The sequence below is a fragment of the Bifidobacterium sp. C0047B3 genome, from assembly GCF_056590535.1.
On the sequence record NZ_JBWPWH010000002.1, the window covers coordinates 238,531 to 262,759 of the forward strand.

A 24,229-nucleotide genomic window follows, 5' to 3' on the forward strand; every position below is an offset into this window, starting at 1 on the left:
TTCGGTAACCATACTGGTATGTGTGCAACATATCGTGTGTAAAACGTAGCAATATTAACTGCGTATTAAGACACTTTTATAGCTTAAAGCGTGTCTTGTTGATATGCCTAGGATGCGCTAAAAATATGTGATTTTATGCTACTTCTGTAAGGGATACAAAACGTTTATTATTTAATGAAATTTGTTAACAAAATTTTGTATTGCATGCTCTATTGTTGTCGTTCGTCGGTGCGCGCTAAAGTGAGATAGAACAGTTATATGAATTGTTATTAAAGTTATCAAAGGAGCCAAAATGGCAGAAACTTTTAACGTTGTGGTAGAGATTCCACGCGGTTCTAAGAACAAGTATGAAGTGGATCACGAAACTGGTCGCGTATTCTTGGATCGTACGCTTTTCACAGCTATGGGTTATCCAGATGATTACGGTTATATTGATGGCACTTTGGGCGAAGATGGAGATCCACTCGACGCTCTTGTTATGATTCCAAATTCTGTGTTCCCAGGATGCGTTGTTGAGTGCCGTGCCGTTGGCTTGTATCACATGGTTGACGAAGCCGGTGGAGATGACAAGGTTTTGTGTGTTCCAGCTGACGTTCGTTTCGACGACATCAAGGATATTGATGACGTGAACGAGTATCACAAGGCTGAAATCAAGCACTTCTTCGAGCAGTACAAGGCTTTGGAGCCAGGTAAGGAAGTTCTTCCTGGTGACTTCTGGGCTGGCGTTGAGCAGGCTGAGAAGGAAATCGTTGCAGCTCGCAAGCGCTTGGAAGAAAGCGAAAAATAAGTTTCGCTTTTAATAAGCAAAACAATAAAATTAAAGGCTAAATAAAACGTCGAAGACACATACCGTGTTTTCGACGTTTTTATGTAAGCAGGTGATTTCAAAAGTAAATTAAAACGTAACGTTACATACGCTTTAAATAATTTTAAGCAGCTACTAGCATTCCAAGACCTGCAATATACACAAGCATTCCTGAAAGCATTATTGGCAATATAGAAGTAGCGATATCGTGCGCAATAATTCCAGTTTTGTATTCTTCATAATTGTTGCGAACCCATAAATATGAAAGTCCTGATAGCGCGATTAGCATAAATATGCACAGTACTATAACGAGTATTCCAGCGTTTAAATTGCGAAGCGATGGTATAAAGCTAATAATTGACGGCAAAAATAGCCAACCCGGAAGTGCTGCACAAGCAATACTTGCAGTCAACGTGTGCGAAAGATTTCGTACTAAATTTGTGCGATTCTCGCGCAGCATTTGCCTCAAGAATGTCACAAATGTTGCTGCTACAAGAATTAGAGCAAAAGATACAGCCCAACGTTCGTAAGGGTGAATTGCAGCAATAAACTTACTCATTGACACAGTTTCGTTATCAATGACGACGCTTTTTGGCAGCCATACCTTTAATACTCCAGTTGCAAACCATGCAGAAGCAATTCCTGCGCATAATGCAATAGCTCTGTCAATTAAATTTCCGCGCAGTGGCCACAACGCTATAAATATAAGCATTATGATAAGGCATAACATAAGTGTTATTTTTGCTGTTGCAATTGGCAATATCGCTGCAATTGCGAGAAGTACTACAACAAAAATTTGGCTTATAAACATCGCCAATGCGTTCATGCTAGGTATACGTGTATGTTTTTGAACATTTACGCAAGAATTATCATTTTTCTGCATCTTGTCATTGCAGATACGTGTTTCATTGCTCATACACACTCCCTAGTGCTGTAAGTTTTATATTTATAAAGCGTAATATGCCCATAAAATATTAACAAATTACTTTGTTTATTTACTAATGTAGCCTATAACCTGCACTGCGCTTTATTGTGTTGATATTTTTTATCTTCGGAAGACGCAAGTGTTGCGCTTATCGCTATTTTTCGCAGTATGGTTTACAATTCCTGTAAAGGCTGAATTTGCTACTACATCAATTGTTTGTTGGAGGCATCATATGACTGATATCACATTGATGACTTCGTGTGCTTCTCCCTCTTCAGTTTTACCTTCACTTACTTTGTTATCTCATAAAGTGCGTTTACTTTCTTTGGATACGTCAAGTTTGGCAAAACTACCTGCACAAACCATTCTTTTGCTTGATGCGCGTGAGGATTTAGCTCTCGCTAAATCAATGTGTTCTTCTCTGCGTGTTGCAAATATTACGGTTCCTGTCATATTAGTTATAACTGAGGGTGGTTTTACTGTAGTAAATCCTTCGTGGAACATTTCTGATGTTGTGCTAACTAATGCTTCTCCTGCAGAAGTAGAAGGTCGTTTGCGTTTGGCTTCTTTGCAACACGGATCTTCTGATGATTTATTTGTGCATTCGCAAAGTTCTGAAATTGATGATTCTTTCAATTCAGACAATGGAACTATGCGTTCTGGAGATCTCGTTGTAGATATGCGTAGCTACACAGTGAGTTTGCATGGTCATCCTGTTGATTTAGCTTATAAAGAATTTGAATTGCTGAAATACTTTGTGCAGCATCCGCGCAGGGTGTTTACTCGCACTCATTTGTTGCAAGAAGTATGGGGTTACGACTACTACGGTGGCACTCGTACTGTAGATGTCCATATTCGTAGGCTTCGCGCAAAACTTGGTGTTGAATATGAACATTTGATTGGCACAGTGCGTAATGTTGGCTATCGCTTCGATCCTTCGGAATCAGACGAGAATAGCGAAATTTCCGAAAGCAGCATTGAAGATGATTCTGAAAATGATGCAGATAAGCAGCCTGAACAATAACGATTTATTGAAGCTCTAATATGCGAGAATCAAAACAAGCGAAATTAGCTCGTATTTATGCAGAGTACGATTTATTGTGCAAAGAAATACCGGAACCGAAGTGTGCATTAAATTTCAAAAATCCGTTTGAGCTACTAATTGCTACTGTATTAAGTGCGCAAACTACAGATAAGCGCGTAAATATTGTGACTCCTGAACTCTTTTCTATTTTTCCCAACGCGAGTTCTTTAGCTGCTGCTCCTGTATCTCAAGTTGAGTCAATTATTTACCCTCTCGGATTTTATAGAGTAAAAGCACAGAACATTATTTCATTATCTGCATGCTTGATTAATAATTTTTCTGGTATAGTGCCATCAAATATGGAAGATTTAATATCGTTGCCAGGTGTTGGCCGTAAAACTGCCAATGTCGTTCTTGGCAACGCATTTGGATTACCGGGGTTTCCTGTAGACACTCACGTAATACGTGTTACAGGGCGTCTTGGTTGGCGTAAGGTTCAGGCTCATCCAAATCCTGTCGCTATTGAACGCGAAATAACAGCTTATTTTGCTCCTAAAGAGTGGACTAATCTTTCTCATAGACTTATTTTGCACGGCAGAAAAATTTGCACTGCTCGGAATCCAAAATGTGTTTCATGCCCTTTAAATACAACATGTCCGTCAGCAATTATTTAAAGCGTGTTGTTTCCAATTCCGATATTGATATAGACTGTAAGTTATGTCAAGAACAGGCAAATATGCGTATCGTGCTTCCAGGTCAGCTCATGCTCGAGTTAATACAGACTGGATGCCATGGGTTGTGTTTGTGGTTGTGTCAGTAATAATGAGCGGCATTTTGTGGTGTGGATGGCAAATATACCAAGGTCATTCGCCTTTTGCTTCAATAATGCATCCAGCTAGTAACTCAGTGCTAAAAGTTGGTTTGCGTACTGCTCCTGAATCTCTTGATATTAGAAAAGACGATAGTGACGCTTTACAGCAAGCTTTAATTGGTAATGTTTACGAAACTCTTGTTAAACGTGGCGATGATAATAGTTTGCAACCGGGTCTCGCGAAGTCATGGGATATTTCGAAAGACGGCTTAACATATCGCTTTAATTTGCGTCAAGGCGTGCGTTTCTTTAACGGTAGTGAGATGAATTCCAATTCCGTATTAGAATCTTTGAAACAAGGCATAACAAATAATTATCCTGGTTATAGCGCGCTTTCAAATATTAAAACCGTTAATAATCCAGATAATTACACTCTAGTAATCACTCTTAATAATCCAGATGCTTTACTTCTACGTCGTCTTGCTGGACGTGTTGGCATTGTCTATGACACAAAATCGATGATCGACTATGCAAGTGCTGCTCTTGGCACAGGTCCTTTCACTGTAAGTGATTACAATAAAGGCAATTCTTTAGTATTACTTCGCAACGATAAATATTGGGGAACCCCTGCTTCTTGCGCAAGTGTTACTTTGCAATATTTCAATAGTGACACTGCACTAGCTGAGGCAATGGAAAAAGGCAATATTCAAATGGCAGTTCCGCTTGAAGGTAGCGAAAATAAGCGTCTTGCTGCTGTTGCTAATACGCAAATGGTAGAGGGTCAGAGCACAAGAGTGCGATTTGTTGCAATAAATACAACAGTTTCGTCAATTTTCTGCGATGAGCAGGCTCGTAAAGCTGCGAGATACGCTTTGAATGCGCAAACTGTACTTGCAGCTGATGGCAATGGTGGTGTTCCAGTAGGAGGACCTATTGATCCTCTTTCAACTGGTTATGAAGATTTAAATGGATTGTATCCTTATAATCCAAGCAAAGCTGCTCCCTTGTTCCATTACTTTAGCGCAAGATATTTAGGAACTATTACTTTCCTTGTTTCACAAGGCGAAGGTGGAGTTGGGCGCGAGCTTTCAAAACAGATTAGTTCCGTGAGCGGTTTTAAGGTCAATCTTGAAGAAGTTGATCAACAAACTATGCGTAAGCGTATTAGTGAGGGTAAGTATGATCTTGCGCTTACTACTAGTAATCGTACTTTAGATGAAGGTATGTTTGCAGAAAGCGGTTCTCCGTTCGTTTTGCAAGACGCGCGTGCTCAACAAGCTTGGGCTGATGCAGTTCATTCTAAGAATGCAAGCGAATATGAGGCAAATGCTCGTGCATATGCTCGCGAAGTAAGCAATAATGCTGCAGCGCACTGGCTTTATGCTCGTAAAAGCATAATGGCTGTGAAATCTAATATAAGCGGTTATACGAAGAATATGACGGATCAGCTTCTGCCATTGCAAAGCGTAGTTGTGAAATAGAAAAGCGTAAGATTTGTGTTGTCGCGCTGAGTTTCTAATATTCAGTTCATGAGTGAACAGGATAACAACACAGTAAAGCACGCACATTTAACGCCTCTTCCTAACAAAGTTGGCGTTGATGGTCTTGAAGACAAGTGGCGTAGCAATTGGGATGAAGCTAAGACTTACGCATTCCATAATTCTCGCGACCGTAAGGCCGTATATTCTATCGATACTCCACCTCCAACAGTTAGTGGACACTTGCATGTTGGTCACGTATTCTCCTACACGCATACGGATGTTATTGCGCGATATAAGCGTATGCAAGGCTTTGACGTGTTCTACCCAATGGGTTGGGACGATAACGGCTTGCCAACAGAGCGCCGCGTGCAAAACTATTACGGTGTGCGAGTGGATACTTCGTTGAAGTATGACCCTGATTTTAAGCCGCCTTTTGAAGGCACTGAAGGCAAGAAAATTGAAGCTAAGGATCAGGTTCCTGTAAGCCGACAGAACTTTATTGAGCTTTGTGAGCGCTTAACTTCTCAAGATGAGAAGCTTTTTGAAGCATTGTGGCGCAGGCTCGGTCTTTCTGTAGACTGGTCGCAAACTTACCACACTATTGGCGAGCAGCCTCGCCGAGTTGCGCAAAAAGCATTCCTTCGCAATCTTGCTCGCGGAGAAGCTTATCAAAAAGACGCTCCAGGCTTGTGGGATGTTACATTCCAGACTGCAGTTGCTCAGGCTGAGCTTGAATCGCGCGAATATCCTGGTTTCTACCATAAGATTGCGTTCCGTTTTGAAGATGGTACGCCAATTTATATTGAAACTACGCGCCCAGAATTGCTTGCTGCATGCACTTCCTTAATTGCAAATCCAGAAGATGAGCGTTACAAGAAGTACTTTGGTCAAGAAGTTTATTCACCGCTGTTTAAGGTGAAGGTTCCGATTTTGGCGCATTCTGCTGCTCAAATGGACAAGGGTGCTGGCATTGCAATGTGCTGCACTTTCGGTGACGTAACTGACGTTGAGTGGTGGCGCGATTTGAATTTGCCAACTCGACCAATTATTCAGCGTAACGGTCGCATTGTAATGACGACTCCTGATTGGATTACGGATGAATCCGGTCGCGAAATGTTCGAGAAAATTGCCGGCAAAACCACGTTCTCTGCTCGTAAGGAAATTGTTGAAGCTTTGCAAGCAGCTGGAGATATGGATGGCGATCCAAAGCCAACAAAGCGCATGACGAACTTCTACGAAAAGGGCGATAAGCCTTTGGAAATCGTCACTTCTCGTCAATGGTACTTAAAGAACGGTGGCACAGACGAAAAGCTAAACGCTGAGCTTATTGAGCGCGGCAAGGAACTTAACTTCCATCCAGACTTTATGCGTGTGCGCTATGAGAATTGGGTTCACGGCTTGAATGGTGACTGGCTTATCTCTCGCCAGCGCTTCTTTGGTGTGCCATTCCCATTATGGTACCCAGTAAACGAAAATGGGGAAGTTGATTACGAGCATCCTTTGACGCCTAGCGAAGATCGTTTGCCAATCGACCCAACTATTGACGTTCCAGAAGGATTCGACGAATCTCAGCGAGACCAGCCAAACGGTTTTACAGCCGAGCAAGATATTATGGACACTTGGGCAACATCTTCCTTAACTCCACAAATCGTGACTCGTTGGGAAGAGCCAGGTGAAGAAAATCAAGCTTTGTTTAAGGCTACTTTCCCAATGGATTTGCGTCCACAAGGTCAGGATATCATTCGTACTTGGCTGTTTAGTACTGTTGATCGTGCACATCTTGAAAACGGCTGCTTGCCTTGGAAACATGCTGCGCTTTCTGGCTGGATTCTTGATCCTGACCATAAGAAGATGTCTAAATCTAAGGGCAACGTGGTTGTGCCAAATAAGCCAATCGAAGAGTTTGGTGCGGATGCTGTGCGCTACTGGGCAACTTCTGCAAAACTTGGCTTGGATGCAACTTACGACGAAGGTCAGATGAAGATTGGCCGTCGCCTTGCGATTAAGCTTTTGAATGCTACGAAGTTTGCGCTCGCAATTGGTCGCGAAGATGATGAGCATCAGGTTCTTGAGCCTGCTAGCGCGGACTGGGATTTTGCAGACGTTACGGAAGTATTGGATCGCTCTGTTATGGCAAAGCTTGCATCCGTTATTCGTACCGCAACTGATGCGCTTGAATCTTACGAGCATTCTAAGGCTTTGGAAGCAATCGAAACATTTTTCTGGGAATTCTGCGACGATTACATTGAGCTTGCAAAGAATCGTGCTTACGGTACTGCAGAATCCACTGGACGCACTCCAAGTGAAGCTGCTGTGAAGTCTGCTCGCACAACTCTTGGTCTTGCACTCGATGCTTTGGCTCGCTTGCTTGCTCCTTACTTGCCTTACGCTACTGAAGAGGTGTGGAGCTGGATGCATGACGGCGAAGGCTCTGTGCATCGTGCTAGCTGGCCATGCGCTAAGGCGTATGAGTCTGCTGCAAACGGTGTTTCTGCGGATACTTTGGCTTATGCGGGTGAAGCTTTGGCTACTTTGCGAAAGATTAAGTCTGAAGCAAAAGTTTCTATGAAGACTCCTATTTTGCAGGTGACTTTGAATGTTGCAGAAAACGCTTACAAGGCTGTTGAGGAGACTTTGGATGACGTTGCTGAAGCTGGACGCGTTACTGGAGAAGTAAAGCTTAACGCTGTTAAGGCTGCAGTTGCTGGAGATTCTTCTGATTCTGAATCTGCAGATTCTGATGCAGCTAACGTAAACGTTTCAGTTGCTCAAAGCGAACTCGGTGAAGCTCCTGCAAAAAAGAAGTAGTTGCAAGTAGTCGAAAATAATTAATCGCAAAACAAAAGCGCTGGAAGTCAATCTTCGACTCCAGCGCTTTTGCGTATTTAAATACTTAAGCATAATCACTTATTGTAGATTCTACTGCGATGATCAATGTCGACAACAAAAACGGTCAGTACATTATTTTCAATTGCACAAATTATTCTGTAATCCCTTACTCTATATCTCCAAAATCCCGAATAGTTACCAGTTAGTGCTTTGCCTCTGATTCGAGGATTGTCGAGATTGCTAATTTCGCGAAGTTCCTTAACGATTTGCTTAGCAATCGTTTTGTCGATTTTTCCTAGCTGTTTTTCAGCTCTTTTAGATAAATTAATCTTCCAAATCAAGGCGCTTCACCACATCGTCGAGTGGAGATGTTTCTAATTCTCCACGTTTATATGCTTCAATATCTGCCATTAAGCCATATTCATGTTCCAGTTCATCGATTTGTGCCTCTAGCGCTTGATTCATGTAAAATGAACGAGTGCGGTGAGTGGTTTTAGCGAGCTGATCATAACGATCTAAAACGTTAGAGGGTACTCTTAATCCTGTAATTGTTGCAGCCATTTTTAATCTCCATTGTAAAACATGTAAAACATATATTACACTATATGTAGAATAATGCGATCCAATACACTGTAATCGCGAAGCATCGCGCGGTAACGCTAGACTGTAAACCATGAATCCAGAAAGCTTAAGTGAATTAATTGAAAAAATTGCTAAAGATTTAGTAGCAAGCGGTAAAGCTGGCAATCTAACAGAAGATTTGATTCCTGCTGCCGAAAAACTTGCAGTTATGCGACCAAAAGATCGCGCACACGGCGATTGGGCTACGAACGTTGCTATGCAGCTTGCTAAAAAAGCTGGTATGAAGCCTCACGATTTAGCTGAACTTTTTGCCGAGCGTTTGCAAGAAGCAGAAGGTATTGCATCTGTAGAAGTTGCAGGCCCTGGCTTTATTAACATAACGCTTGATTCTGCTTCTGCTGCGGCTGTTGTTGACGAAGTATTAAAGCAGGGTGCAGATTTTGGCAAGAATACGCATTTGAGCGGCAAAACTTTGAATCTTGAGTTTGTTTCCGCAAACCCAACTGGTCCAATCCACATCGGTGGAACTCGCTGGGCTGCAGTTGGCGATTCCATGGCTCGAGTCTTGGAGGCGAACGGCGCAAAAGTTGTGCGCGAATACTACTTCAACGATCATGGTGAGCAAATCAACCGTTTTGCAAAGTCTTTAGTTGCTGCAGCTCACGGCGAAGAAACTCCTGCAGACGGCTACAAAGGCGCGTATATTAACGAAATTGCGGACGCTGTTATAAAAGAAGCGAAGGCGGACGGCGTTGATGTTCTTTCATTGCCGCGAATTGATCTTGGAAAAGATGAAGAAGGTTTGCCTCTTGGAGAAGGCGATTCCGAGCAGCGCGAAGAGTTCCGCAAGCGCGCAGTGCCAATGATGTTTGCTGAAATTCGCAAGTCGATGCACGATTTTCGTGTGAAATTCGACGTGTGGTTCCACGAAAACAGCTTGTACGAGGATGGCGAAGTTGAGCGCGCTATTGCAGACTTGCGTGAGCGTGGAGACATTTTTGAAAAAGATGGTGCAACTTGGTTCGAATCCACTAAGCATGGCGACGACAAGGATCGCGTAATTATTAAGTCCGATGGAAACTACGCTTACTTTGCTGCAGATATTGCGTACTATCGCAACAAGCGTCATCGCGAGCAGAATCCTGCGGATGTAGCGATTTACATGCTTGGCGCGGATCATCACGGCTATATTGGCAGGATGATGGCAATGTGCGCGGCTTTTGGAGACAATCCGGGCGAAAACATGCAGATTCTTATTGGTCAGATGGTAAATGTTATGAAGGATGGCAAGCCTGTGCGCATGAGCAAGCGCGCTGGAAACGTCATCACAATTGACGATTTAGTTGATGCAATTGGCGTTGACGCTTCGCGCTATTCGCTTGCTCGCACCGACTACAACACAAGCGTTGATATTGATTTGGATTTGCTTGCTTCTCACAGCAACGATAATCCTGTGTATTACGTGCAATACGCTCATGCGCGCAGCTGCAATGTGGCTCGTAACGCGGCGGACGCTGGAATTACGCAAGATGGCGCTGATTTAAGCTTGCTTAATACCGAGGCTGACGGCGAAGTATTGGCTGCTTTGGCTCAATGGCCTGCAGCTCTTGCACAAGCTGGCGATTTGCGCGCTCCTCACCGCGTTGCGCATTATCTTGAGGATTTGGCTGCAAGCTACCACAAGTGGTACAATCTTGAGCGCGTTGTGCCAATGGAGTTAACTGACCCTGAAAATCGTTTGCCAGAAGCAGAGCGCGAAGCTCAGCGCATTGCAAAATGCCCAGAGCCAGCTCGTGCTGCAGCTCGCTTAAAGCTTAACGCTGCTGTGCGCACTGTAATTGCAGCTGGTCTTGATTTGCTTGGAGTTTCTGCTCCAGAAAAGATGTGATTTTGCTTTTTATATAAGATTTAGAGCAAAGTTATAGAGCATTTTTGATTACATAGGACGTTGGTAGTTTGTCAGCGTCCTTTTTATTTTTTATTAAGGACACGCGCGAGATTGTAAATTTATGCCGATTAAGTACATGCGATTTATTAAGATACCCCCTAATATTATTTTCGCTTTAAATCCACAATATAAAACAGAGATTTAGCTGAATAGTATGTAAATACAAATTTATCCTTATAGGAGGTGTAAGCATGAGCGTCACAACACAAAGTGTCAGCACAGACAGTGCCCCGAAAAAAAGGAACCTGACAATTATTGAGTCCGCGTACGTGGCGGTCATGTTGTTTGGTATGTTCTTTGGCGCAGGAAACCTGATTTTCCCTGTGTTCCTTGGAGCTAACGCAGGAAGCAATTCTGCTCCTGCAGCATTAGGCTTTATTATTACCGGCGTTGGTTTGCCATTGTTAGGTGTTACAGCTCTTGCAATGAGTCGTGCAAACGGTCTTTTTGAACTTTCAAGCAAGCCGAGCAGAAAATACGGCATGTTCTTTACTTGCGTTCTGTATTTAACAATTGGACCATTCTTTGCAATTCCTCGCTGTGCAACAACTTCGTACACTGTTGGTTTAGAGCGTGTTATTCCACAAGACGGAAACGGTCAATTGTATTTGTTCTTGTTCTCTGTGGTTTTCTTTGCACTAGCGTTCTTCTTTGCGCTAAAGCCTAGTGGAATACTTACATGGGTTGGTAAAGTTCTTACGCCGATATTCTTGGTTTTCTTAGGTATTCTGGTATTTACTGCGCTGTTTTCTCCTGTAAGTGGTGCTTCTGAGGATGCCGCTCCTATAGGAAAGTACGTTAATGAATCATTCTTTACAGGATTCTTAGATGGCTACAACACAATGGATGCTTTAGCTAGCTTGGCTTTTGGCATTATAGTTGTTAGTACTATTCGATCCTTTGGCGTAAAAGACCCTAAAGATGTGGCAGTGAATACTGTGCGATCTGGATTCTTTAGCTGCTTGCTTATGGCGTTGATTTACGTCGCAATTGTTGTTGTCGGTGTGCGTAGCCGTGCACTGTTTAAGCCTGCTGAAAATGGTGGTGTAACTTTGGCACAAGTCGCACGCTACCATCTTGGAAACGTTGGCTTATTCGTGCTTGCTGCAACTGTAACGCTTGCCTGCTTAAAAACCGCGGTTGGCTTAATCGTAAGCTGCTCGGAAACATTCTCTAAGTTATTCCCTAAGGGTCCTAGCTACAGAGTTTGGTCTGTGTTGATTACGCTCGTTTCGTTTGGTCTTGCAAACTTTGGTTTGAGCGCAATCATCGAATACGCGGTTCCAGTATTAATGTTCTTGTATCCGCTTTCAATCGTGCTGATTCTTTTGGCTTTGTGTGGTCGACTTTTTGGAAATTCCAAAGTCGTGTACGCTTGGACGCTTGGTTTTACTGGTGTTGCAGCTGTATTTGACTTTTTGAATAGTTTGCCAACAGCTTTGCGAAACGCATTGCATATGAACGATATGTTGGTGGTTGCTCAAAACTGGCTGCCGTTCTCGGAATTTGGAATGGCTTGGCTTTGCCCTGCTGTTGTTGGATTTGTTGTTGGCTGTGTCCGCATGGTCTTATTTGACAACAAGGACATGAAGGAGATGGCTCGTGTAGCTGCTGGTCCAGATCTTGAAGGCAGTGTTGCTAGTAGCGATGACTATTCTTCAAGCAGCTCTGAGTTTGACGAGCCTGCCGACTTCGCTGTATCTGCTAAGTCTACTGCTGACGAACCTAATTTTAGTGAGCAATCCTAAAGTTTTGTAGAGTCGCGTAAAAGTTATAATAATCGCCATATTTTGTTGCGTAATTTTTCGTAGCGAAGTATGGCGAATTTTATATAAAACGCACGCTTGACTTATTTATTGGAACGATTTAGTATATTTCAATAACGAACAAAATAATGTGCAATCTAAAGTAATTCTCGCTTAGCCAGTAAAGCAAGATACAAAAAGGCACGCGTCTAATGCTCGATGCTGAGGCATTAGCAAAAGTGGTTGTTCATTAGTGAAAGGAGTAAACGACGCTGTTTGCAGCAGAAGTCTGGCGTTGCTATATATCAAATGATTCATTGGGCGGTATGTCCAAGAACCTTTAAGTTTCTCTAAATATTTCTAAGGAAGAACAACGATGTTGAAACTAAAAAAGTTTGGAGCAATCTCTATGATGCTCGCTGCTGCGCTGTCTCTTACTGCATGCGGTGGCGGCACAAGCTCTACAAGCAATACTCAAGGTAAAACAACCGTTTCTGTTTGGCACTACTGGGATGGTGCTAATGCAGATGCTTTCGATAAAAAAGTAAAAGCATTTAATGCTTCACACAAGAACATTGAGATTAAAACTACAAATGTTCCTAATGCTGATTTCTTAACAAAATTACGCGCATCTGCTACTTCAAATACCTTGCCTGATATGGCCATAGGTGATTTGATTTGGATGCCTCAAATGGCGCAAATTGGCAAATCTGCAGACTTAAAAAAGCTTCTCAAGCCTGAAGTAATTGACAATATTAACCCAGCATTAAAGAATTTCGGCTCAATTGATGGTCACTTAGTATCCGTTCCAATGTCAGCCAATAATCTTGCGTATATGTACAATCGCACAGTATTTAAGAAGGCTGGTTTAGATCCAGATAAGCCTCCAAAAACTTGGGACGAATTAAAGCAAATGGCAAAGCAGATTAAGGATAAGACTGGTCTTCCAGGTTACGATTTGCCAACTGAAGCAGGTGATAGCGGTGAAGCTCTTACCTGGAACTTCCAAGTCAATCTTTGGCAAGCTGGGGGTGAATTCTTAAATAAAGATAACTCTGCTGCAGCATTTAACACTCCTGCAGGTAAGAAAGCTGCCAATTTCTGGATGGATCTTATTAAAAGTGGAGTGAGCCCATATGCTGGATGGGGCAAGTTTGAAAAAGGTAAAGGTGGTTCTGCTCAGGAAGGTTCTTGGATGGTAGGTATTTGGGCAGCGGATCCTCCGTTTGATTTTGCTGCAGCTCCTTTACCAACCCCTGAAGGTGGTAAACCATCTACCAACCTTGGTGGAGAACAGGCAATGCTGTTTAATAATGATGATGCAAAAGTAAAAGCTGCTGCTGAATTTGTTACTTGGTTCTTGCAAGATAAGCAAGTTCTTGATTGGTGCGAGTCTACTGGATTCCTACCTGCAACAAAGAGTGCAGCTAGCAACGCAGAGTATCGTTCCTGGGTTGAGAAGAAAGAGCCTCGCTTGCTGCCATACATTGAGCAAATGGCAACTGCTCATACTCGTCCGAACACTAAGCTATACCCACAGATTTCGTTGGCATTCGCAAAGGAAATGGAAAAAGCATTTTCTGGCGAAGTAAATGTTAATACTGCATTAAAGAATGCAGAAAAAGCAGTCAACGACGTAATAGCGCAAGGTAAGTAGTCATGCGTAACACGATAGCACAGCTAAAAAATAAGCAGCCGGCTGCTATTGACAACGTAAAAGTTGGCAGTAGCAAACTGATGCGAAATGATCATAAAACTGTAGGAAAATGGGAGCAAATTCTCACAGCATGGGGATTATTACTTCCTGGATTAGTGATTCTCGTCATCTTCACTTTTTATCCAATTATTTCTGCAGCCTACACGAGCTTAACGAATTGGAATGGTTTTTCTGCAAATCCAGATTTTATTGGATTGAAGAATTATGTAAAACTATCTCAAGATCCAGAATTTTGGAATAGTCTAACTGTGACTGTTATATATGCGTTTGGCGTAGCTGTGCTATCGGTTGTTTCGGGGTTGCTTTTTGCGGTATTACTAGATGCGCCAATTCGCGCTCGCGGATTGTATCGCACTATATATTTCCTTCCTGTCGTTACCTCCTCGGTGGCTGTAGCAATTGTGTGGAAATATATGTTGGATCCATCGGGTCTTGTAAATTCTGTACTCTCATCCCTAGGTATTGCAGGACCCGACTGGCTCCACAACAAGTGGCTAGCATTACTTGCTACTACACTCCTTACAGTTTGGAAGAACTTAGGTTTTAATATCATTCTATATTTGACTGCTTTGCAATCTCTTTCTAAGTCGACTTATGAAGCTGCAAGTCTTGATGGTGCTACGAGCTGGCAACAGCTGCGTTATATTACAGTTCCTCTGTTGAGACCAATGACATTCTTCGTGGTTGTGCAAGCGCTGATTAGCAGTTTCCAATCATTTGATTTAATTTACGTGTTTACTGAAGGCGGTCCTCGAGGTGGCACTGACGTACTAGGAATGTTTATGTATCGTCAAGCATTTAGGTTAGGCAATTTCGGTTATGGTACGGCAATTGCTATAGCGTCGCTGGTGTTAGTTCTTATCGTAACTCTTGTGCAATGGAAGGTAAGTAATGCAGAAAATAAGTAAGGTTTTTACGAGATTGCGTTCGTTGCATCTTGCTCGACATATTGTACTAATTGTTGGTGCAGCTTCAGTACTCATTCCATTTATGTGGATGTTTACAACGTCGTTGCAAACAAAAGCCGAAACGTACGCCGTTCAGTCAGTGATTCCAACATCGTGGCATTGGGAAAATTATTTGCATGCTTGGCAAAGCGCTCCGTTTGCAAATTATTATATTAATAGCTTGATTATGTCGGCAATCATTGTAGTTGGTCACCTTGCGTTTGACGCTATGGCAGCTTTTGCTTTTGCGCGATTAGAGTTTCCTGGAAAGAAAATATTATTCGTGCTGCTACTTTCTGCTTTCATGGTTCCTGCTTTCGTAACAGTTATACCTATGTACGGTATTATTGCTAAGCTGCGTTGGATTGATACTATGGCAGCGTTAACTGTTCCGCGTTTGGCTGATGTATTCGGCATTATTTTGCTGCGCCAGCATTTTAGTACTATCCCGCGTGAACTTGATGAAGCTGCGCGAATTGATGGATGTTCAAGTCTTGGTATTTTTATTAAAGTTATTTTGCCGCTTTCTAGGCCAGCTCTTGCAACTCTTGGTGTGTTCTCATTCTTATTTGCATGGAATGATTTCTTGTGGCCTCTGTTGGTTACAAATGCTGAAGAAATGCGTACTATACAAATCGGATTAAGCGGTTTTGTTGGACGTTATGGTACGTCATGGAATTATTTAATGGCTGGAACTTTGACGTCAACGTTACCATCAATCATTATTTTCTTCTTCTTCCAAAAAGCTCTTGAACGAGGAATAGCCTCTACTGGTCTTAAAGATTGAAGAAGTGTTAAAACTTTCGTAATTTGTAAAATTAACTATTTGTTAGGAACAAGTCATGCAACCTGAATGGGTAAAATCAAGCGTATTTTATCAAATTTTTCCGGAGCGCTTCGCAAATGCAAATGCTTCTATTAACCCTAATCCTGTAGAATCATGGGATAAATCTCCAACTAGAGATAATTTTTTTGGTGGTGATTTGCAAGGTATTAGTAAGCATCTTCCATATATTGCGGATATGGGTATAAATGCTCTGTATCTTACCCCAATTTTCCAAGCAGATACGAATCATCGTTATGATGCTACTGATTATTTCAAAATTGATTCTCGACTTGGCAATGACGCAGATTTTGATGAATTTATTAAACGTGCTCATGAATTGCAGATTCGTGTAGTTTTAGATGGTGTATTTAATCATTGTGGAATAGGTCATTGGGCTTTCCAAGATGTTGTTCGCAACGGTGAACAATCACAATATGTTAATTGGTTTTCGGTAGAGGGATTTCCTGTAGTGTCTCATCCGGAACCGAATTATAAAACATGTTCCGGTTGCTACTATTTGCCAAAATGGAATGTATATAATCCAGAAGTTCGTAGACATCACTATAACGTTGCTAAATATTGGTTGAATCGTGGTATTGATGGTTGGCGTTTAGATGTTCCATATTTCGTCAATAAAACATTTTGGAAAGGTTTCCATAAAGTAGTGAAATCTTTTGGAGATGATAAATACTTAGTAGCTGAAGAATGGCGTAACCCTTCTCAATGGCTTACTCCTGAACTTATGGATGGAACCATGAATTATACTGTTCGTGATTTAGTTCTAGGTTTTTGCGCTGATGAAACTTTGGATGCTTATGATTTTGCAGATGGCATGAATGCTTTGTATAACGATATTCCAGAAGAACATCGCTCTTGTATGTTGAATTTGCTTGGGAGTCATGATACTGAGCGCTTGCTTACGCGCACAAAGGCTCATGAATATGCTTGGGATACACCTGCTGAAGACGCTGAGAATTTAGCTTACGCTCTGCTATTTGCTTCTGATGGCTCTCCTATGGTGTATTACGGTGATGAAAATGGCATGGAAGGAGAAAATGATCCTGGTTGCCGCGCTCCTATGATTTGGAATGAGAATGATTGGAATTTATCTGTTCGTAAAACAGTTTGCAAATTAATGCGTCTACGTAGAGAAAATGCTGCTCTCCAATATGGCCGGCAGCATGTAGCTGCTTTGGGAAAACATACTGTGTGTATTACTCGTACTTTGCCTTCAGGGCGTGCATGCTTATGTTTAGTGCATCGAGGATCTGGAGCTTACATCAATTGTGATGATTTGCCAGTGCGTATAGATCGTTCGCTATTTGGTGTGCCAAGTATAATAGGTAATCAATACCGTATGGGAGAAAAATCCATTATATTGTATGAAGGTGAAGCAGTAGGGAAGCTATGAATGTTCGTAGAGTGACTATTAAGGATGTTGCAAAGAAAGCTAATGTTTCCAAGTCTGCAGTATCTTTTGCATATAATGATCCGTCAAAACTATCTGAGGCGACGGTTGAACATATTATGCAAACTGCTGAAGAAATGGGATATGTGCGAAGTGCAACAGCTAGAGCATTGCGCACGAATTCTTCGAATGCGTTGGGCTTGTTGCTTCCGCAAGGTATTGATACGATTTTGCAAAATCCTTATTATTCACTCTTGATTCAAGGAATTGGGCAGGTTTGCCAGTCAGAAGGCTACACTTTGATGCTTGTTCCTCCGCTGAGAGGTTCAATGTTAAAAGCTATTCCTACGGCTGCGGTAAGTGGTTTTATAATTTGCGGTTTGGAAGCTGAGCGTGCAGAAGTTGTTGAAATCTTGAATAAGCATGTTCCTGTAGTGATTGTTGATCCTGCTCAACCTATTAACGTTCCAACTGTAGAAGTCGACGATGAGCATGATTTTGAAGATTTAGTAGATCGACTTATTGATTTAGGTCATAGGAATATTGGTATTGCGGCAATTGAGACGAAATCGCATACTGATTATCCGGGATGGCAAGGAATAGTTGGTAGGCGCATGGCAAGTGTTGTGCGCGCGCTTAAAAAGCATAACTTATCGCCGGAAGATAAAGAAATTACCGTTATAGAAACGCCCTGCACATATCAGGGTGGCACTGATGTTTTCAATAAAATGTGGAATGATACTAATCTCGAATACAGACCTACTGCGATTGTGTCGTTTAGCGACATTATTGCGCTAGGCGTGCTTGGAGCAGCTCAACAACAAGGGCTACGTGTGCCTGAGGACCTTTCCATTACTGGTTATGATGATTTGCCTTTGTCTACAATTTGTACGCCACGATTAACTACGGTTCATCAGCCAATTACTTCAAAAGGACGTTTGGCTGCAGAAAGTTTGATTGATCAAATACGCTTTGATGAAGAAGCTTTGCCTGTTTCGCATAAAAAACTAGGAACTGCCCTCATCGTGCGTGAATCGGTTGGGGCAGCTCCTCTTAAGAAGTAATTTATATATTCTGCAGTTTTTTATTTAGAAGTTGCCGCCGTTTTGATTGTTAATTCATATTGTTAGCAATCAAACAATATTATAAAATTAATAGTTAAAGAGGGGATAACTGTATCTGAAGGGGATCAATATGGATAATGAAATTAAATTATTTGAAGGTAAACAAGTCCGCTCCGTTTGGAATAACGAAAAGGAAGAATGGTATTTTTCGGTAGTGGATGTGGTTGCCGTTTTGACAGATAGCAAAAATCCGAGCGATTATCTAAAGAAGATGCGCAAGCGTGATGAGCAGTTATCTGCCTACATGGGGACAAATTGTCCCCTGGTAGAAATGAAGTCATCGAATGGTAAGAAACGAAAAGTGCTATCAGGGAACATGCAAGGAATTTTGCGCATTATTCAATCAATACCATCTCCCAAAGCTGAGCCATTCAAAATGTGGTTAGCAACGGTTGGTAAAGAGAGAATTGATGAAGTAATAGACCCTGAGCAAGCTATTGATAGGGCTTTAGCAACCTATTTGAAAAAAGGTTATTCGCGAGAGTGGATTAATCAAAGACTTCAGTCAATTCAAGTAAGAAAAGAATTGACTGATGCTTGGCAGAATCATGGTGTGAAAGCTGGAAAAGAATATGCCATTCTAACGGACGAAGTATCTAAATCTTGGTCAGGGATGACAACAAGAGCGTATAAAGATTTTAAGGGTCTTAAGAAAGAAAATCTTAGAGACAACATGACAACTCTTGAAATTGTTCTGAATATGCTTGCAGAGGCAACAACTACCGAGCTTACTAAAACCAATAATCCACAAGGTTTAGCTGAAAATAAGCAAGTTGCTAAACGAGGTGGAAGTATTGCTGGAAATGCTAGGAAAGAGATTGAAAAGGAAACGGGTAAGCCTGTTGTAACATCACAAAATGCAATTGACTTTGGGAAACTTATTGAGGATGTTGCTAAAGAGACTGAATGATTTAGGTGATTAAAACAAAAGCCTACCGTGCTTGTTCACGGTAGGCTTTTGTTTAGGTTATTTGTTGGCGATTTTTGCTACTTACTAATTGAGGATTGCGACTTGCGATTAGAAATTGCCGCCGTTCCAACCCCAGTCAGTAGTTGCAGTGTAACGAATATAAGTACGATCCTGTGGCACTCCAAGCTCGCGCTCTAAAGCTGCCATAATCTGCTCAGTCAACTTTTCCCAAGCCGACCCAGGTACGCTGGAACCAAACACGTTCACCTCAACGTAAGCTGCAGGCTTGGAATCGTCTCCTGCAAAATAAATCGGCATATTGTCCTCGAATGGGCACATAAGCCAATGCTCGCTTTTTCCTGGAACTGCGCTAATTGCCTTGCCATAAGCGGCTTTTAATGCGTCTCGCTGGGCAGGTGTTGTGCTTACAGAAACATGAGTATGGATAACTGGCATAATCGCTCCTTTGCTAAATTTAGTAAGCTTTATTACGTAACAATTATATGTTATTTGTTAGCAGCCGCGTGTTTAATGGATATTATGAAAAAGCTTATTGAACAGGTTGTAAAGTTTGGAATTGTTGGCATTATTGCCCTTATTATTGACGTTGCGCTACTTAATTTATTAATGCTTGCGCACTTAAATAATGTGGTTGCAGGTACGATTTCTTTCGTAATCTCACTTATCTTCAACTATATTGCCAGTATGAAATACGTCTTTAAACATCGTGAAGATATGGCAAAGTGGATGGAGCTTCTGATTTTTGTTATTTCTGCAGTTATTGGATTGCTTATTAACGATGCGATTATTTGGGCTAGTACGTTAGGAATGGCTGAAACTTTACGCGGATCTGCAGTATACGTTTTGCGCACAAATATAGGAAAACTTGTAGCTACTGTTGTTGTTGCTGTGTGGAATTTTGTTATACGAAAGTGGCTTCTCGATGATACTAAATCTCAACAGCCTGGCTACGTTGCGCAAGAAGATACGAGTTTTGCTCACCGCTTGGGAATGTGGTCGCTTAATCATACAAAAAACCGCAAGTAATTGTTTCAGTATTTTAAACAGAAAGTAGAACGCAATGCCAGCTACGACAATTCATTTTGTGCGTCATGGAGAAGTTGATAATCCAAATCACGTGTTGTATGAGCGTCTTCCTGGATTTCATCTTTCGGCTCGCGGAGTGAGGATGGCGCAGGCTACAGCAAAATATATTGCCACTGTTCCGCAAATGCGCGGAATTACTGCAATTTATTCGTCTCCTCTTGAGCGAACTCGTGAAACAGCGCGTGAAATCGAAAATGCTTTGCGCAATATTGAAGATTCTGCCTATGTAAAAGCGCACTGTGGTGAGGATTCTTCGCAATCTTCTGTTCAATCTCAAGAAAGCGACATTATTTTAGATAAACGCTTAATTGAAGCTGGAAATAATTTCCGCGGAAAACGCATAGGTTACAGTGAAGGCGCACTGTGGAAAAACAACAATTGGAAGCTTGTTGCGAATTTGTGGAAGCCAAGTTGGGGAGAAAGCTACAGAAGTATTGCAACTCGCGTTGGCGATTTTGCGCGCGAGCAGATTCGTAAGCATCCGGGTGAGCAAATCGTTGCGGTTACTCATGAGTCGCCAATCTGGTCTTATAGGCACCTACTGGAAACCGGTCACGCTGAACATAATATGCTTCTTCGTCACACGGCTTTAGCTTCGATTACTTCTATTACTTACGATTGCGAGACTTTGCGTGTGCTTTCAATTACGTATGTTGATCCTGCTGGGCGAGTGAAGTAAGTAACATATAATGCGAAGGAGCATTGAAATGGTTGATTCTGTTGATTCTGTTGATTCTGTCAAAGATCCTGAAGATGTTAAGAATAATGAAAAAAGTATGCTAATGCTGAATGATGCAGCGCGATCTGCTGCGAAACTAACAGAATTATGGCCATTGACGGAAGCGCGACACTTAGATAACGACGCAAAATATGCGGAAAATCTTGAGGTGCGCTCAATGCGAGCAATAGCGCGAATACTCACGAATCTTGACGTTACTGTGCCGGATGCTGAATTTGTGTATGAAGGCGCGGATGAAATTCCTGGACGTCCGCAAGAAATAGTAGACGCGCTACTTGCTGCCGCCGATGCTTACGACAATATGGATTCATGCTATGAGCCTAACTATGATGAAGCAGAAGAAGAAATACTAGAAAATAGTAATAATATAAATTCTGTTTTTAGTAAGATTGCATCTCATTCTGCCGAAGATTCTAATGCAATAAATGCAGCAGCCGATACGTTAAATGTTGAAGGTAATTGGAGTATTAACGATATTGACTTTGCAATTAATTATGCGAAACAAATGGTTTCTTGTTATGAAAATAAATCATTGGAAACGCAAAAAATTATTGTAGTTTTAAGCTTACTAACAACTCTAATTAAAAAAACTAACGAGATTTGCGAAACTTTACCAATTTTCTTATATATTAACGAAATATGTGAGTGTGCTGGTTTGCCGCGAATGATGTTCAAGGATGCTCAATGGTGTGAGATTGTTGATTGTGTGCGCAATTCGCGAGTAGATTGCAGCGAAAGTAACGAAAATAGTATAAGCGCTCTAATTAATTTTGTGTCGCCTTTGTTGGCTGCTGAATGGCAAAAGCATCGTGAAGACGTGCTGTGGGATCCTGAAGTTGCGAAGAAGCTTGCAAAAGAAGAGGATGATAGAAAGTCCCGCGAGGCTCTTGCTGCGAAGTTTGCTCACGTTGAGGGCAATAAAGAATCTACGCAGGCGCTTGATTAGTTTTTAGGTTGACTCATGTTTGATACGAATGCTGCACGTCCGTAACGCGCGGCACAATGGAACCTATGACTGATATCGAGGAAACTCAAGAAGTTGCTAATAATGCAACAAAATCCACAAAGCCTGAACTTCCAAAGAATGTTCGCGTGCGTTTTTGCCCTTCGCCAACTGGTACACCTCACGTAGGTATGGTTCGTACCGCGCTGTTTAACTGGGCGGAGGCTCGCCATACTCATGGCAAATTGCTGTTCCGCATTGAAGATACTGATAATGAGCGCGATAGCGAGGAAAGCTACCAGCAGATTATTGAGGCTCTTCGTTGGCTCAATATTGATTGGGATGAGGGCATTGACGTTGGTGGAGATAACGGCCCATACCGCCAGTCCCAGCGCATGGAAATTTATAAAGACGTAGCACAAAAGCTTTTTGAAGCAGGATACGCTTACGAATCCTTCTCTACTCCTGAAGAAATTAAGGAGCGCAATATTGCCGCTGGCCGTCCTGCTGAGTTTGGTTACGATGGTTACGATCGCAACCTTACTGAGGAACAGAAGCAAGCTTTCCGCGATGAAGGTCGTAAGCCTGCACTTCGTTTGAAGATGCCAAATGAAGACATTACTTTTAACGATTTAATTCGTGGTGAAATCACTTTTAAAGCTGGATCTGTTCCAGATTATGTGATTGTGCGCCCGAATGGCGATCCGCTTTACACGCTTACGAACCCTGTTGACGACGCATTAATGGATGTGAACGTGGTTTTGCGCGGTGAGGATATTTTGAGCTCCACGCCTCGTCAGATTGTGCTTTACCGTTACCTTATGGAAATGGGTATTGCTAAGGAAACTCCACTTTACGGCCATATGCCTTACGTTATGGGTGAAGGTAAGAAGAAGCTTTCTAAGCGAGATCCAGAGTCCAACTTGTTCTTGCATAGGGATAACGGCTTTATTCCAGAAGGCTTGCTGAACTACTTGGCTTTGCTTGGCTGGTCGATCGCTCCTGATCGTGACGTGTTCACTATGGACGAAATGATTGAAAAGTTTGATGTGCGCGATGTTAAGGCAAATCCTGCACACTTTGACTTGGATAAAGCAATTTCCATCAACGCCGAGCATATTCGCATGCTCGATCCGCAAGACTTCTTGAACCGTTCCGTGCCTTACTTGCATAAGGATGGCGTAGTTAGCGCAGATAATTGGGATGCGTTAACTGACCGCGAGCGTGAAGTGCTCACAGCTGCTGCTCCTCTTGTTCAGCCTCGCGTGCGTTTGCTCGGTGAAGTTGCTGGAATGGTTGGTAGCTTGTTAAGTGAAGATGGCTACATTGAGCCAGATGACGACGCTCGTAAGCAGTTGAAGGAATCTGCGGGCGAGGTTCTTGACGCCGCAATCGCTGCTTTGAATGGCGTTGATGCTTCTGATTGGCACACTGATTCCTTGCATGAGCTTTTGAACAAGAAGCTTGTTGAGGAGGCTGGTTACAAGCCGCGCTTGGCATTTGGTCCTGTGCGAGTTGCACTTTCTGGTCGTCGCGTTTCTCCGCCATTGTTTGAGTCCATGGAAATCGTGGGCAAAGACGTGACTTTGGCGCGTTTGGCTGGATTGCGTGAGCACTTGTAAATCGCAAATAATTTATAAGCTCAAATAAAATTTGAACAAGGCGGGAGTGTGGCACTATTGCTGCATTTCCGCCTTTTTTATTTGTGCGTTATTTTGCAGTTTAATATGCTCGTACTTTTAACTTCGACACGCCGCGGTTGCGCATTGAGCTGTTATGTTGTAAAGTCGCTATTTGTTGCGTCAAGAGGCGTAGCTGATAAATGAAAGCCCCCGTCGTCTAGCGGTCTAGGACTACGCCCTCTCACGGCGCCAACACCGGTTCAAATCCGGTCGGGGGTACGAAGACGGAACGGTTCCAAGAGCCGCGAAGCCTGCCAATTGGGGTATGGTGTAATTGGCAACACAGGTGATTCTGGTTCATCCATTCTTGGTTCGAGTCCAGGTACCCCAGCGAATAGCTCTCGTAGAACGAGGGCTTTTTTGTTATCTATCTGTATTCCTGCGATTTGCCTCAGCGCGCGACATTTTCTTTACGCGGCTGTAAAGTTTTGGTCGGATTAAGGCGATGAAACGGCAGTTTATTTACATCACTGTAAAGTTTCTGCCGTTTTTTGGTGCGTAGCCGACCTTTTCTTTACGCGGCTGTAAAGTTTCTGCCGTTTTTTGGCGTGAAAGCGGCAGTTTCTTTACATGCGTGCTCAGTTTCTGCCGCTTACTCTCGCTTACTCTCGCTTACTCTCGCTTACTCTCGCTTACTCTCGCTTACTCTCGCTTACTCTCGCTTACTCTCGCTTAC

The 24,229-nt window shown here is 42.4% G+C and carries 21 protein-coding genes and 2 tRNA genes; 19 read left to right on the forward strand and 4 right to left on the reverse strand.

Annotated features, from left to right (window positions below; genetic code table 11):
• Positions 1 to 292: 292 nt before the first annotated feature.
• Positions 293 to 787: an inorganic diphosphatase gene (locus AC1EKT_RS03680; protein WP_004105658.1), complete on the forward strand. Its 495-nt coding sequence runs from the start codon at positions 293 to 295 to the stop codon at positions 785 to 787.
• 142 nt (positions 788 to 929) lie between these two features.
• Here the strand turns inward: AC1EKT_RS03680 and AC1EKT_RS03685 are convergent, their stop codons facing one another.
• The gene (locus AC1EKT_RS03685; RefSeq protein WP_415683244.1) at positions 930 to 1,721 is read right to left on the reverse strand and encodes a beta-carotene 15,15'-monooxygenase; all 792 of its coding nucleotides are present in this window, start codon (positions 1,719 to 1,721) and stop codon (positions 930 to 932) included.
• Between the two features lie 241 nt (positions 1,722 to 1,962).
• Between AC1EKT_RS03685 and AC1EKT_RS03690 the strand changes: the two genes are divergently transcribed.
• The 4 genes from AC1EKT_RS03690 (at position 1,963) to valS (ending at position 7,854) form a co-directional block, all read left to right on the forward strand.
• Positions 1,963 to 2,754 (forward strand): winged helix-turn-helix domain-containing protein, encoded by a 792-nt coding sequence (locus AC1EKT_RS03690; RefSeq protein ID WP_415687153.1) that lies wholly within the window; start codon positions 1,963 to 1,965, stop codon positions 2,752 to 2,754.
• Between the two features lie 20 nt (positions 2,755 to 2,774).
• Entirely contained in the window at positions 2,775 to 3,428 is a 654-nt protein-coding gene (gene nth, locus AC1EKT_RS03695) for an endonuclease III (protein ID WP_415687155.1), read from the forward strand.
• Positions 3,429 to 3,558: 130 nt separating this feature from the next.
• Entirely contained in the window at positions 3,559 to 5,046 is a 1,488-nt protein-coding gene (locus AC1EKT_RS03700) for an ABC transporter substrate-binding protein (protein ID WP_481616152.1), read from the forward strand.
• 48 nt (positions 5,047 to 5,094) lie between these two features.
• Positions 5,095 to 7,854 carry a valine--tRNA ligase gene (gene valS / locus AC1EKT_RS03705; RefSeq protein WP_481616099.1) on the forward strand — a complete coding sequence of 920 codons (2,760 nt, stop codon included), beginning with the start codon at positions 5,095 to 5,097 and terminating at the stop codon, positions 7,852 to 7,854.
• A 95-nt stretch (positions 7,855 to 7,949) separates the two neighbouring features.
• Here valS and AC1EKT_RS03710 read toward each other — a convergent pair whose 3' ends face one another.
• Both AC1EKT_RS03710 and relB read right to left on the reverse strand, forming a co-directional pair.
• Entirely contained in the window at positions 7,950 to 8,216 is a 267-nt protein-coding gene (locus AC1EKT_RS03710; RefSeq protein ID WP_012913788.1) for a type II toxin-antitoxin system RelE family toxin, read from the reverse strand.
• Positions 8,200 to 8,436, reverse strand: coding sequence for a type II toxin-antitoxin system RelB family antitoxin (gene relB / locus AC1EKT_RS03715; protein WP_115794039.1), 237 nt, complete (start codon positions 8,434 to 8,436; stop codon positions 8,200 to 8,202). Before relB ends, AC1EKT_RS03710 begins: the two co-directional genes overlap by 17 nt.
• A 112-nt stretch (positions 8,437 to 8,548) precedes the next feature.
• Here relB and argS point away from each other — a divergent pair, with 112 nt between their 5' ends.
• The 8 genes from argS (at position 8,549) to AC1EKT_RS03755 (ending at position 19,082) form a co-directional block, all read left to right on the forward strand.
• Positions 8,549 to 10,345 (forward strand): arginine--tRNA ligase, encoded by a 1,797-nt coding sequence (gene argS / locus AC1EKT_RS03720; RefSeq protein WP_481616098.1) that lies wholly within the window; start codon positions 8,549 to 8,551, stop codon positions 10,343 to 10,345.
• A 251-nt stretch (positions 10,346 to 10,596) separates the two neighbouring features.
• Positions 10,597 to 12,153, forward strand: coding sequence for a branched-chain amino acid transport system II carrier protein (gene brnQ / locus AC1EKT_RS03725; protein WP_481616097.1), 1,557 nt, complete (start codon positions 10,597 to 10,599; stop codon positions 12,151 to 12,153).
• Between the two features lie 373 nt (positions 12,154 to 12,526).
• Positions 12,527 to 13,807 carry an ABC transporter substrate-binding protein gene (locus AC1EKT_RS03730; RefSeq protein WP_481616096.1) on the forward strand — a complete coding sequence of 427 codons (1,281 nt, stop codon included), beginning with the start codon at positions 12,527 to 12,529 and terminating at the stop codon, positions 13,805 to 13,807.
• Between the two features lie 2 nt (positions 13,808 to 13,809).
• Complete coding sequence (locus AC1EKT_RS03735; RefSeq protein WP_415683251.1) at positions 13,810 to 14,775, forward strand: carbohydrate ABC transporter permease; 966 nt, start codon at positions 13,810 to 13,812, stop codon at positions 14,773 to 14,775.
• Positions 14,759 to 15,601, forward strand: coding sequence for a carbohydrate ABC transporter permease (locus AC1EKT_RS03740; RefSeq protein WP_415683252.1), 843 nt, complete (start codon positions 14,759 to 14,761; stop codon positions 15,599 to 15,601). Before AC1EKT_RS03735 ends, AC1EKT_RS03740 begins: the two co-directional genes overlap by 17 nt.
• Before the next feature lie 55 nt (positions 15,602 to 15,656).
• Entirely contained in the window at positions 15,657 to 17,051 is a 1,395-nt protein-coding gene (locus AC1EKT_RS03745) for a glycoside hydrolase family 13 protein (RefSeq protein WP_481616095.1), read from the forward strand.
• Positions 17,048 to 18,112 carry a LacI family DNA-binding transcriptional regulator gene (locus AC1EKT_RS03750; RefSeq protein WP_481616094.1) on the forward strand — a complete coding sequence of 355 codons (1,065 nt, stop codon included), beginning with the start codon at positions 17,048 to 17,050 and terminating at the stop codon, positions 18,110 to 18,112. The genes AC1EKT_RS03745 and AC1EKT_RS03750 overlap by 4 nt, the downstream gene beginning before the upstream one ends.
• Positions 18,113 to 18,242: 130 nt before the next feature.
• Entirely contained in the window at positions 18,243 to 19,082 is an 840-nt protein-coding gene (locus tag AC1EKT_RS03755; protein ID WP_415687446.1) for a BRO family protein, read from the forward strand.
• Positions 19,083 to 19,190: 108 nt separating this feature from the next.
• Here AC1EKT_RS03755 and AC1EKT_RS03760 read toward each other — a convergent pair whose 3' ends face one another.
• Complete coding sequence (locus tag AC1EKT_RS03760) at positions 19,191 to 19,538, reverse strand: phenylpyruvate tautomerase MIF-related protein (protein WP_391496211.1); 348 nt, start codon at positions 19,536 to 19,538, stop codon at positions 19,191 to 19,193.
• An 84-nt stretch (positions 19,539 to 19,622) separates the two neighbouring features.
• Between AC1EKT_RS03760 and AC1EKT_RS03765 the strand changes: the two genes are divergently transcribed.
• The 6 genes from AC1EKT_RS03765 to AC1EKT_RS03790 all read left to right on the forward strand — a co-directional run bounded on the left by AC1EKT_RS03765 (position 19,623) and on the right by AC1EKT_RS03790 (position 23,884).
• On the forward strand, positions 19,623 to 20,129 hold the full coding sequence (locus AC1EKT_RS03765; protein WP_415683553.1) for a GtrA family protein: 507 nt from the start codon (positions 19,623 to 19,625) through the stop codon (positions 20,127 to 20,129).
• Positions 20,130 to 20,163: 34 nt separating this feature from the next.
• Positions 20,164 to 20,868 (forward strand): histidine phosphatase family protein, encoded by a 705-nt coding sequence (locus AC1EKT_RS03770; RefSeq protein ID WP_415687167.1) that lies wholly within the window; start codon positions 20,164 to 20,166, stop codon positions 20,866 to 20,868.
• Positions 20,869 to 20,896: 28 nt separating this feature from the next.
• Positions 20,897 to 21,874 carry a hypothetical protein gene (locus AC1EKT_RS03775; RefSeq protein ID WP_481616093.1) on the forward strand — a complete coding sequence of 326 codons (978 nt, stop codon included), beginning with the start codon at positions 20,897 to 20,899 and terminating at the stop codon, positions 21,872 to 21,874.
• Positions 21,875 to 21,930: 56 nt separating this feature from the next.
• Complete coding sequence (gltX, locus tag AC1EKT_RS03780) at positions 21,931 to 23,493, forward strand: glutamate--tRNA ligase (protein ID WP_481616092.1); 1,563 nt, start codon at positions 21,931 to 21,933, stop codon at positions 23,491 to 23,493.
• Positions 23,494 to 23,699: 206 nt separating this feature from the next.
• Positions 23,700 to 23,772: transfer RNA gene (locus AC1EKT_RS03785), tRNA-Glu, on the forward strand.
• 40 nt (positions 23,773 to 23,812) lie between these two features.
• A tRNA-Gln gene (locus AC1EKT_RS03790) sits at positions 23,813 to 23,884 on the forward strand.
• The last annotated feature ends 345 nt before the right edge of the window (positions 23,885 to 24,229 follow it).

What these genes read in the sequence shown, in the direction of transcription:
- AC1EKT_RS03680 (WP_004105658.1), top strand. Translation starts at nt 293, where the DNA reads ATGGCAGAAACTTTTAACGTTGTGGTAGAGATTCCACGCGGTTCTAAG.
- nth (WP_415687155.1), top strand. Translation starts at nt 2,775, where the DNA reads ATGCGAGAATCAAAACAAGCGAAATTAGCTCGTATTTATGCAGAGTAC.
- relB (WP_115794039.1), bottom strand. Translation starts at nt 8,436, where the DNA reads ATGGCTGCAACAATTACAGGATTAAGAGTACCCTCTAACGTTTTAGAT.
- AC1EKT_RS03750 (WP_481616094.1), top strand. Translation starts at nt 17,048, where the DNA reads ATGAATGTTCGTAGAGTGACTATTAAGGATGTTGCAAAGAAAGCTAAT.
- gltX (WP_481616092.1), top strand. Translation starts at nt 21,931, where the DNA reads ATGGAACCTATGACTGATATCGAGGAAACTCAAGAAGTTGCTAATAAT.
- AC1EKT_RS03765 (WP_415683553.1), top strand. Translation starts at nt 19,623, where the DNA reads ATGAAAAAGCTTATTGAACAGGTTGTAAAGTTTGGAATTGTTGGCATT.
- AC1EKT_RS03735 (WP_415683251.1), top strand. Translation starts at nt 13,810, where the DNA reads ATGCGTAACACGATAGCACAGCTAAAAAATAAGCAGCCGGCTGCTATT.
- AC1EKT_RS03775 (WP_481616093.1), top strand. Translation starts at nt 20,897, where the DNA reads ATGGTTGATTCTGTTGATTCTGTTGATTCTGTCAAAGATCCTGAAGAT.
- AC1EKT_RS03685 (WP_415683244.1), bottom strand. Translation starts at nt 1,721, where the DNA reads ATGAGCAATGAAACACGTATCTGCAATGACAAGATGCAGAAAAATGAT.
- brnQ (WP_481616097.1), top strand. Translation starts at nt 10,597, where the DNA reads ATGAGCGTCACAACACAAAGTGTCAGCACAGACAGTGCCCCGAAAAAA.
- argS (WP_481616098.1), top strand. Translation starts at nt 8,549, where the DNA reads ATGAATCCAGAAAGCTTAAGTGAATTAATTGAAAAAATTGCTAAAGAT.
- AC1EKT_RS03690 (WP_415687153.1), top strand. Translation starts at nt 1,963, where the DNA reads ATGACTGATATCACATTGATGACTTCGTGTGCTTCTCCCTCTTCAGTT.
- AC1EKT_RS03760 (WP_391496211.1), bottom strand. Translation starts at nt 19,538, where the DNA reads ATGCCAGTTATCCATACTCATGTTTCTGTAAGCACAACACCTGCCCAG.
- AC1EKT_RS03740 (WP_415683252.1), top strand. Translation starts at nt 14,759, where the DNA reads ATGCAGAAAATAAGTAAGGTTTTTACGAGATTGCGTTCGTTGCATCTT.
- AC1EKT_RS03730 (WP_481616096.1), top strand. Translation starts at nt 12,527, where the DNA reads ATGTTGAAACTAAAAAAGTTTGGAGCAATCTCTATGATGCTCGCTGCT.
- AC1EKT_RS03770 (WP_415687167.1), top strand. Translation starts at nt 20,164, where the DNA reads ATGCCAGCTACGACAATTCATTTTGTGCGTCATGGAGAAGTTGATAAT.
- AC1EKT_RS03755 (WP_415687446.1), top strand. Translation starts at nt 18,243, where the DNA reads ATGGATAATGAAATTAAATTATTTGAAGGTAAACAAGTCCGCTCCGTT.
- valS (WP_481616099.1), top strand. Translation starts at nt 5,095, where the DNA reads ATGAGTGAACAGGATAACAACACAGTAAAGCACGCACATTTAACGCCT.
- AC1EKT_RS03745 (WP_481616095.1), top strand. Translation starts at nt 15,657, where the DNA reads ATGCAACCTGAATGGGTAAAATCAAGCGTATTTTATCAAATTTTTCCG.